Here is a 2,074-nt window from a genome sequence, read left to right as displayed (position 1 = left end):
GGAGGAGGGCGTGGGGTGGGGTGTGCGGGTGGGCGGTGGGGGGGTGCTTGGGCCGCGCGGACGCGGACGGCGGCGGCCGGCCCCCGACGCCGTGGCAGCGGCACGAGCCGCTGCCGGACGAGGGACGCAGCTGTCCGACATCATCGCGTCCGACCGGGCGTGACGGTCTTCGCCGATTCCAGCGCGCTGGTCAAGCTCTATGCCGACGAGCCCGGGCACGAGCGCGTACGCGAGCTGTCCACCCTCGTCGTCTCGCAGCTCGCGCGGGTGGAGGTGCCCTCCGCCATCTGGCGCAAGCAGCGCCTGGGGGAGCTGGACGCAGGTGTGGCCCGATTGCTGACGTCCGCCTTCGAGGCCGACTGGTCCGGCACCGAGGAGGAACTGCCGAGGTTCTCGATCGTGACCGCGACGGTGGCCGTCCTCGAGAGGGCGGCTCGCCTGTGTGCGGTGCACGGGTTGCGCGCCTACGACGCCGTGCAGTTGGCGTGCGCGTCGGCGGCTCGGGATGCGATCCCGGAGTGCGAGACGATCGCGGCCTTCGACCGCCACCTGCGAGGTGCCGCCGCTGCGGAGGGGTTTTCCCTGGTGCCGGCAGTCCTGGAGGCATGAGCCGGTCCACCTCTCACCGGACGCTGCGGGCGTCGTCCGGCGGGGTGCCGAAGAGGGCCGCGTCGCGGGCTGGCGCGGGCTCCGGGGTGAGCGCGGCGTCCTCGATGCGGTCCCAGCGGAACCAGCGCGGCGCCTGCCGTTCCCGGCACCAGGCGACCAGGTACCAGTGCTCGCCGGTGCGGGCCAGGAGGTGCGGCTCCACCCGCCGCCGGGTCGCCGTCCCGTGCCGGTCGCGGTAGCGCAGGGAGACCACCCGGCGGTCCGCCAGCGCCTGCTCGACCACGGCGGCCGCCTGCGGCCGGGGAGCCGCGGGACCGCGGACCCACACCCGGCCGGCGAGCCCCTCCACCTCGGCGCGGGCCGCGGGCCCCATCACGTCGAGCACCTTCTCCAGCGCCGCCCGGCCGTCGACGGCGAACGGTGCGTCGCCCGACCCGGTCAGCGCCACGGCCACCGCGACCGCCTGCGCCGGGGTGAGGTTCACCGGGGGCAGCGTGGCGACGGCGTCGAGCACGTACCCGCCACCCGGCCCGGCGCTCGCCCGGATCGGGACGCCGGCCTGCTGCAGGGCGGCCACGTCCCGCTTGACCGTCCGGGTCGACACCTCCAGCCACCCGGCCAGCCGCTGCGCCGTCCTCCCGCGCGGGCCGGCACGGCGCAGCTCCTCGGTGAGCGCGTGCAGCCGGTCGGTGCGGTTCACGGCGGGATCGTCGCAGGAGACGGTGACAGGACGGTGTCACCGAGGGCGCTGCAGGCTCGTCCCATGGCCTCCATCGCGCTGTTCCACTCCGTCCTCGGCGTCCGGCCCGGGATCACCGACGCCGCGGACCGGCTCCGGTCCGCGGGCCACGACGTCCTCGTCGTCGACCAGTACGACGGGCAGGTCTTCGACGACTACGAGGAGGCCGGTGCGCACGTCGACCGGATCGGCCTCCCGGCGCTCATGCAGGCGGCCGTGGACGCGGTCGCGGACCTGCCCGACGGGCTCGTCGTCGCCGGTTTCTCCAACGGCGCCGGCATGGCCGAGTACGTGGCCACCCAGCGGGCCTGCCGCGGCGCCGTGCTGTTCGCCGGGGCGCTGCCGCTGGCGGTGCTCGGGGTCGAGGCCTGGCCGGCGGGTGTGCCGGTGCAGGTCCACCACACCGAGGACGACCCGAAGCACGCACCCGAGTGGCTCGACGCCTTCGTCGCCGACGTGCGGGGGACCGGGGGCTCCGTCGAGGTGTTCGGCTATCCGGGCAGCGGCCACCTGTTCACCGACCCGAGCCTCCCGGACGAGTTCGACGCCGAGACCGCGGAGCTGGCGTGGCAGCGGGCGCTGGCGTTCGTCGACCGGCTCTGACACGGCGGAGGGGGGGGGGGGGGGGGGGGGGGGGGGGGGGGGGGGGGGGGGGGGGGGGGGGGGGGGGGGGGGGGGGGGGGGGGGCGGGGGTCGCCCTGCACCACTCTGGCGGGCCGCACCCCG

General features: G+C 76.7%; 3 protein-coding genes. 2 read left to right on the top strand and 1 reads right to left on the bottom strand.

All coding sequences use genetic code 11. The features are described from left to right. Positions 1–159: 159 nt before the first annotated feature. Positions 160–609, top strand: coding sequence for a type II toxin-antitoxin system VapC family toxin (locus ACI78Z_RS24920; RefSeq protein WP_457039221.1), 450 nt, complete (start codon positions 160–162; stop codon positions 607–609). Positions 610–622: 13 nt separating this feature from the next. Here ACI78Z_RS24920 and ACI78Z_RS24915 read toward each other — a convergent pair whose 3' ends face one another. Then, entirely contained in the window at positions 623–1,309 is a 687-nt protein-coding gene (locus ACI78Z_RS24915; protein WP_457039220.1) for a helix-turn-helix transcriptional regulator, read from the bottom strand. A 63-nt stretch (positions 1,310–1,372) separates the two neighbouring features. Here ACI78Z_RS24915 and ACI78Z_RS24910 point away from each other — a divergent pair, with 63 nt between their 5' ends. Continuing rightward, complete coding sequence (locus tag ACI78Z_RS24910) at positions 1,373–1,951, top strand: dienelactone hydrolase family protein (RefSeq protein ID WP_457039219.1); 579 nt, start codon at positions 1,373–1,375, stop codon at positions 1,949–1,951. The last annotated feature ends 123 nt before the right edge of the window (positions 1,952–2,074 follow it).

This window comes from Geodermatophilus sp. SYSU D01176, from assembly GCF_054050015.1.
The sequence above is the reverse complement of the archived record's forward strand: the minus strand, read 5'-3'. Positions and strand labels throughout refer to the sequence as shown.